Genomic DNA, 6,643 nt, shown 5'->3' with positions numbered 1-6,643 from the left:
CGCCGCCCGCCGCGACCCGGCCGCGCCGCCCGCCGCGACCCGCCGGTGCCACCGCCCGGCCAGTTCACCATCCACGACAACCTGCCCGGCCCCAAGGAACTGTTGATCCTGCCGACCGGCCACCTCGGCGCGACCCACCACGACCTGGCCTATGCCCAAGCCGTGAAGCGCCTTTTCGCCACCGAACGGCCGGTCACCGCTACTGTCCGTCGCTGATCCAGGTGGTCCATTCCTCGTAGCTGCCGATGCCGTGCGCTGCCAGCCGCCGCACGCCCTCGTGCTCCAAGTCGGCGTCATCACTCTCGTCAGGCGACCAGACGGCTTCGGCTGCCCAGTCCAACCACTGCGTCGGCGGCTGGTGCTTACGGAAATAGTCAAGCCTGCGCGGCTCGTCCCAGCCTGCGGAATCCCACCAGCGCCACCACACCATCATGTGCCATTCGCCGCTGCCCATCCGCCAGCCGATGCTGAACCTTTCGATCTCCGGGTACGCCTTCCACGGCGGCACGACCTCACCGTCCCGGGCGACGTGCTCCGCCACGGCCTCGTCCAGCATGCTGCTCCTCTCCATCCATCCACCCACCTCCCGCCCCGCCGATTCTGAACTCACGTCCATGTCGACGGCGTGTCATGACGATAACGTCATGGTCAACCGGTTGGGCGGCTTGGCGGGCAGACGATGGTCGTCCGCCCGCACACGTGAGCCGGCCTAGATCGGCACTTGGATGGTGGTCGCGATCGTGCCGTGGCGGATGAGCAGGGCGCGGCCGGCAGGCCAGCCGCCGTTGGTGGAGCGGGACAGCTGCATGTCGAACAGGTCGCCGTCGGCCCGCGTGGCCGGGTTGAGCAGCAGGCCGGACCGGTTGCGCCGGACCAGGTTGAGCCAGCCGCGGTAGCGGTGCACCTGCAGGTCGTCGAGATTGCCCGCCGCCACGATGACGCTTGCCGTGTCACGGGCGTGCCGGGCGAACTCCTCCCACGGGGCATCGGCCAGCAGTTCCGCGTCGTCGACGAACAGGGCAATCGGGCGGTCTGTGGGTGGGGTGGCTGAGCCTTCCAATACGGTGACGCCGTTGAGATCCGCCAGTGGTGAGTGGCGGGGGCAGGACACGAACACCGGGAGGTCGCCGGTGAGGGATTGCGCGATGGCCATGAGCGCGGTGCTGCGCCCGGATGCCGTACGCCCGGCGATGAGAAAGGTGTGGCCGAGGTCGGCGAGGTTGACGTCGACGGGTGACAGGTGGTCGCCGCCCGCGCCGACGGCGCACCAAAGTGGACGGTCGTCGCGCGCTTGCGTGCGCAGCGATTCCAGCTCTTCGGTCGTGATGGATGTAGGTAGCGGGTCGATGCGGTGGGGGAGGGTCTCGCTCGGGCGTGGGATGGGGTTGCCGATCGCGGCTTGTACCTCGACCATCCCGGGCACGGCGACGAAGCGGCCCGCGGGCATGTGTCGTGGCGCCTCTCGCGGATTGACGCCGTAGTTCGAGTATTCGTCGGGGCTGGCGTGCCGCATTATCAGACGGGTACCAATCGCGCCCGCCAGTTTGTAGCCGAACCCCGACCGGTCCGTGGCGAGCACGGTGAACACCCCGGCCGCCGGCCCACGCCGCAGGAGCCCCTCCAGTGTGTCCACGAGCGCGCCATTGTCCACTTCGGAGTACCGCTTGACGAACGCTTCGTGCTGGTCCAGCAGCAGTACCAGATATGGCTGAGCGGGACCAGCCCGGCGCGTCACTTCGGACTCCAGATAGGACAGCACGCGCTGTGTGCGGTCGACGTCGTCGGCCTCCACGTAGGCACCGCAATTCGGCAGCTCAGCGAGTGGGGCGAGCGCCCGGTTGCCCTGATCCAACACGTACAGGTGCGCATCGCCGGGGAGCGTGGCCGCGATCGTCCGCAGCAGCGTGGAACGTCCGCTGCGCGCCATCCCGACGACGGCCACCGCGCCCGCCCGCTCCAGGTCGAGCGCGAACGCCGGTTGTGCCTGCTGTGCCGGGAGGTCGGACAGTCCGATGTGGAGAGCGAGCCCGTCAGTTGGCGGCAGGTCGGTGAGCGTGACCAGTTCCGGAAGCGGCGGAAGCCACGGACTCCGCGGAGACCCGTGCCCCGCCATCGCAGCCGCTTCACGGATGGCTCGCACGGTCACCGTCAGGTCGGTCTCCCCGGCATGGCCCGCGGGCATTGACGACTCCGTGACGGGTGCCCGGCCCAGGTCGCTCACCCGCCATGGGAGAACTGTCACCGCAGCCGGATCGGCCTGCGCCCCGCGCGGCCAGCCGATGCGCGCGGTCTGGAAGGCCGTCAGGTCACCGTGTCCGGCCCGCACGTAGGCTCGGCCCGGCCGGTGTCGCGAAAGCCGCGCCGCGTCCGGGACCTCGATGACGTCCACGCTCTCCTCGGAACTGTTGACGCGCAGGCAGATGCGCAGGTTGAGGTTGGCCCGGAGGTCCGCGCCCACCTTGCCGCCGGGGCGCTGCGTGGCAAGGACGATGTGCACGCCGAGACTGCGGCCCCGGTTGCCGATCCCGACGATTCCGGTGACGAATTCGGGTACCTCCTCAAGCAGCGAAGCGAATTCGTCGATGACGATGGCCAGGCGTGCCATGCGGCCGCCCTTGGCCAGGTAGTCGTCGATGTCCTTGGCCTCCGCCTCGGCCAGAATCGTCTCGCGGCGGCGCAGTTCGGCCGACAGTGAGGCCAGCGCGCGGTTGACCAGGTGACCGTCCAAATCGGTCACCATGCCCACGACGTGGGGCAGCTCGCGGCACTCGGCGAATGCGCTGCCGCCCTTGTAGTCCACGAGCACGAAGTTGAGCGCGTCGGGCGGGTTGGCCAGCGCGAGCGAAACGACCAGCGTCTGCAACAGTTCCGACTTGCCTGCGCCCGTCGTGCCGGCGACGAGGGCGTGCGGCCCGTCGCGGCGCAGGTCCACTTTGACCGGTTGGTCGGCGCTCGCGCCGAGAAGCGCCGCTGTCTCTTCGGTTTTCCAGCCCTCGAGGATGTCGCTCGGCTGCGGCTGCGTGCCGATCGCTGTCCATTCCAGATATCTGACGGTACCGGGCAAGTCCGCGCCGCCACCGCCGAAGCGCCCGCCGAGCACGCGCAGCGGGGCGAGGGCGCGCGCGATCGTCAGAGCGTCCACTTGCGACAGCTGGTCGGCGAGCACGTCCGTCTCGCGCGCCCCGTTGGGCCGGCTGACCGTGGCCCGCACGCCATCGACGACGACCGTGGCGCGGCACTCGTCGGGCAGGTTCTGCTCGGTGGAGTCCACGCACAGCGCGTAAATGCCTGCGTCGGGGCCCTGCGCGAGCACTTCGGCAAGGCCGGGCAGCGCCCGCAGTTGCCGCGACCCGTCGACGACCACCAGCAGGCGCCGCCCGATCGGCCCGGACTGGCGCAGCGCCGAACGTTGGTCGGCAAGCCGATCCTCGATGGTCCGGCGAAGTTCGGCGATGCGGCTGGCTGCCTGATGCGCGTCGGTGGCGAGCAGGCGGCGGCACGCGAAGTCGGGGCTGTGCGGGAGAGTGTGCGGCTGCCAGGCGGCCCACTCCCACTCGGCCGCCCGGTCCTGGCCGGTGATGACCACGATGCCGAGGTCGTGTGGTGCGTGCAAAGTGGACAGCTGGGTGAGGCAGGCGCGGGCGAGCGCGATGACGGGCTCCCGACGGCCGGCGATCCCGATGACGCCCGCCTCGGCGATGTCCAATGCGGTTGGTGCGTGCAGAATATTTGGTACGACGACATCGGCCGCGCCGGGCCCGCCAACGCGCGCGGAAACGGGCCGGTGGCCCAGCCCGATGCGCAGGCGGAGGAAGTCGGGGTCGCCGGGGCGCCGTTCGAACAGCCGCCGGGTGGGCCCGGTCGCGATGCGGCGCACCAGAACCGGGTCGGGTTCGGCGCGGCGATCGTGCCTGCCCTGCGCCACCGCAAGGCTTTCCAGCTCGCGAGCGATCTCGGCGTGCCGGGTTTCATAGTCGCGCAGGGCGTCTCGATATTCGCGTCGGCCGCTGCGCCGGTCGCTGACGAAGTGCGCGATGAGCAGGAGTGGTGACAGGGCGAAGAAAATGAGGAAGTAGCTCGCCGCCGGGAAGATGACCCAGATGACCGCTCCTAATAGGAGCGGCAACAACGCGGCCAGGAGCGGGATTCTGACGCCCTTGGGCTTTTCCGGTTTGGCGGGGGCGGTGAACTCGGGCGTGCGGTCCTGAGCCGGGATGCGCGGCGGCCGGTTGTAGCGCAGGACGCCATCCCCCGACGGGGGTTCGATCGGGGCGTCGGCCGGATCCAGCTCGCGCACACCGATGACGGTCTCACCGAGCTCGAAAGCATCGCCGGTCTCGAGCTCGGCGGGAGCGCTCAACCGGTACCCACTGAAAATCACCCCGTTGCTGGAGCCGGCGTCGGCCAGGACCCCCTCGGAGGTGAGGGTCGCGTGGATCCGGCTCACCTCCGGGTCTGACAGGCGCAGGTCGCAGCCCGCCGACCGGCCGATGGTGACCGTGCGGGACAGCATCGCGCTGACGCCCGCGCCACGGCCGCCGATTGCGGCAAGCTCGCGCCCGCCCTCGCGTTCAGGCACACGGACCCAACGCCGGAAGCCTCCGCCGTGTACAAAATCGAGATTGGACAGCAGAGTCACGGGTAGGTATCCGTCCAGGTGATACGCATAGCCGGCCTCGTCCAGCGCCCGCCGCAGATCGGCGACGGTCGCGGCCGAGCCCGCGCGCACGATGACCGCCAGCGACCGGCCATCCCGGTCAGTGGCGGTCAGCTCCCATTCCGTCATGGTCATGGGTCAGGATTGGCGACGGCCGTTCAGCCGCCGGCGATCTCGAACCGGTCGGCCTGGTTGCGCACATGCGCCGCAGCTTCCTGCAGTGCGGCCGAAAGCTTCGTGAGCGCGGGCTCGTACAGCGTGGCCCAGTCGGCCCGGAAGCGCTCCGACGCGCCACCCTTCCAGTAGGTCGAGTCGATCTGCGAACGCATTTCGCGCAGCAGCCCGTCCACGGTCCCGGCGTGCCGGTTGAAACTGGTCTGCAGGCTGTGCAGTTGGGTAATCTCACCACCGATAACACTCATGTTCCCACGCTAGGAACGCCGGGGCCGGTCACGGAATCGGAAACCCTCCCCAACGCGGGCCCTATCGCAGAAGGGCCAGGTCTTCCTTGGTGATGAGCCGCCGGCTGATCGCATACTCGGCGAGGTTGGTCAGCGCTGTCCAGCCCGTCATGTTGGGCACACCGGCGCCATCGAGCCGGCTGCGCAGGTATTCGATCCGCTTGACCAGCGTGGAACGAGGCCATCCGAGCCGGGCCGCCGCGGCGGCATAGCTTTTGGGGTGTGGATCGTAGCGTGGCGGATCTTCCAGGTACCCAGCAAAGAGCGCGATCATCGCCAGCCGGTCCGCTTCGCTGATGAACACACCCTGGCCGATCGCGGTGGAGTCCCCTGAGTCGTGCTCCGCCGGTTTGGGATCGCGTTCGGCCGCCACATCCAGTGGCTCGATCAGCAGGCTGTGCGGGCGGTTCTGCGAACAGTCGACCAGCACGCGCACGGGCGTCTCCACCGCGGCCCGCCTGCCGGGCGCGAGCACACTGCGGAATCCCAGGTCGTCTACAATGGACAGTGGGCGGGCGTCGGAGCAGTTGCGGACCCACCATGTGCCGTGCTCAAACTCGACCGAGCCGGCGCGGCGGGATATCCCGGTATCCTCCGGATCGAGGCAGATGTCGCACTCCCGCGAGCGTCCGAAGGCTATCGGTGTCCCGTCGCTCACCCACTCCCGGCCGGCCACCACCACCCGCACCTGCCCAGCCATCGCCCGCACCGCCCTCCCGTCCACGCAAGGTGCGCACACCAATCCATCCCCCTACATGTCTACCAGGTCGCAGCGGCGACCGGCGGCGAGCGCTGCGTCGCGCAACTGCGAGCAACCGTCTTGCTTGGCCGCTGCGCACTCGCGCAAACTTCAGCTACCACATCGCGGGATGCTCAGAAAGGAGACCATGATGACACTGCGTTTCCTCGCTAAAGATCCAGGCTCCGACCACGGCAATTCACCGACGGTATGGGAGGACGGAGACTCCTACGTCGTGCAGGCGCTGCTGGCCCCGCTCGTGGCGAGCGGTGGAGACCTCCGGCGTTTGCGGACCGTCTCGGAGCCAATCACCGAGTACGTGAGATATGAGTACGACGTGACGCCGTTCGCGAACCTCGCCGGTGGCGAAGTTGTGCGTTGGCTGCCTCGCGACAGAGCATCGGACCTCAGGTTTCCCGGCAACGACTTCTGGCTGATCGACGATTGGCTGTTGTTCAGCATCTCCAGCGGGGACGGTGAATGGCTGGGCGTTCAGCCCAACGACGATCCGAGGGTGATCGGATTCTGTGCCGAGTCGTTCGAGGCTGCATGGCGGCGGGCGATCGATTATAGCGACTATCGCCCTATCTGAGCGGTCGTCGTGCACGATCCGACACCGGCCATAGGCGAGGCACGTGCCGCGCTTGCCGGACGGCTACGCGAGATCAGGGTCATGGCTGGATTTCAGCGCTCGATCTCGCCAGGCGCACCGGCTGGCACAAGTCGAAGGTCAGCAAGATTGAGCACGCGCGGCAAGCGCCTTCCGCGGCGGACATCACGGCCTGG

Annotated in this window: 6 protein-coding genes; 2 read left to right on the top strand and 4 right to left on the bottom strand. The window is 68.8% G+C overall.

The window, feature by feature from the left end; translation table 11 throughout:
* Window positions 1-216 (top strand): hypothetical protein (locus DM816_RS23405; RefSeq protein ID WP_211588821.1); only part of this gene is annotated, 216 nt, incomplete at its 5' end.
* Here the strand turns inward: DM816_RS23405 and DM816_RS23400 are convergent.
* The 4 genes from DM816_RS23400 to DM816_RS23385 all read right to left on the bottom strand — a co-directional run bounded on the left by DM816_RS23400 (window position 200) and on the right by DM816_RS23385 (window position 5,818).
* On the bottom strand, window positions 200-571 hold the full coding sequence (locus DM816_RS23400; RefSeq protein ID WP_162907749.1) for a hypothetical protein: 372 nt from the start codon (window positions 569-571) through the stop codon (window positions 200-202). The genes DM816_RS23405 and DM816_RS23400 overlap by 17 nt on opposite strands.
* Before the next feature lie 138 nt (window positions 572-709).
* The gene (locus DM816_RS23395) at window positions 710-4,792 is read right to left on the bottom strand and encodes a type VII secretion EssC family protein (protein WP_211588820.1); all 4,083 of its coding nucleotides are present in this window, start codon (window positions 4,790-4,792) and stop codon (window positions 710-712) included.
* A gap of 23 nt (window positions 4,793-4,815) precedes the next feature.
* Window positions 4,816-5,079, bottom strand: a complete 264-nt coding sequence (locus DM816_RS23390) for a WXG100 family type VII secretion target (protein WP_117212537.1) — start codon at window positions 5,077-5,079, stop codon at window positions 4,816-4,818.
* A 61-nt stretch (window positions 5,080-5,140) separates the two neighbouring features.
* Window positions 5,141-5,818, bottom strand: a complete 678-nt coding sequence (locus DM816_RS23385) for an FHA domain-containing protein (RefSeq protein WP_117212543.1) — start codon at window positions 5,816-5,818, stop codon at window positions 5,141-5,143.
* Between the two features lie 187 nt (window positions 5,819-6,005).
* Between DM816_RS23385 and DM816_RS23380 the strand changes: the two genes are divergently transcribed.
* Window positions 6,006-6,449, top strand: a complete 444-nt coding sequence (locus DM816_RS23380; protein ID WP_117212536.1) for a DUF6879 family protein — start codon at window positions 6,006-6,008, stop codon at window positions 6,447-6,449.
* Window positions 6,450-6,643 lie beyond the last annotated feature (194 nt).

The sequence above is a fragment of the Allorhizocola rhizosphaerae genome (genome assembly GCF_003426775.1).
In the GTDB taxonomy this organism is placed as follows: domain Bacteria; phylum Actinomycetota; class Actinomycetes; order Mycobacteriales; family Micromonosporaceae; genus Allorhizocola; species Allorhizocola rhizosphaerae.
The sequence above is the reverse complement of the archived record's forward strand: the minus strand, read 5'-3'. Positions and strand labels throughout refer to the sequence as shown.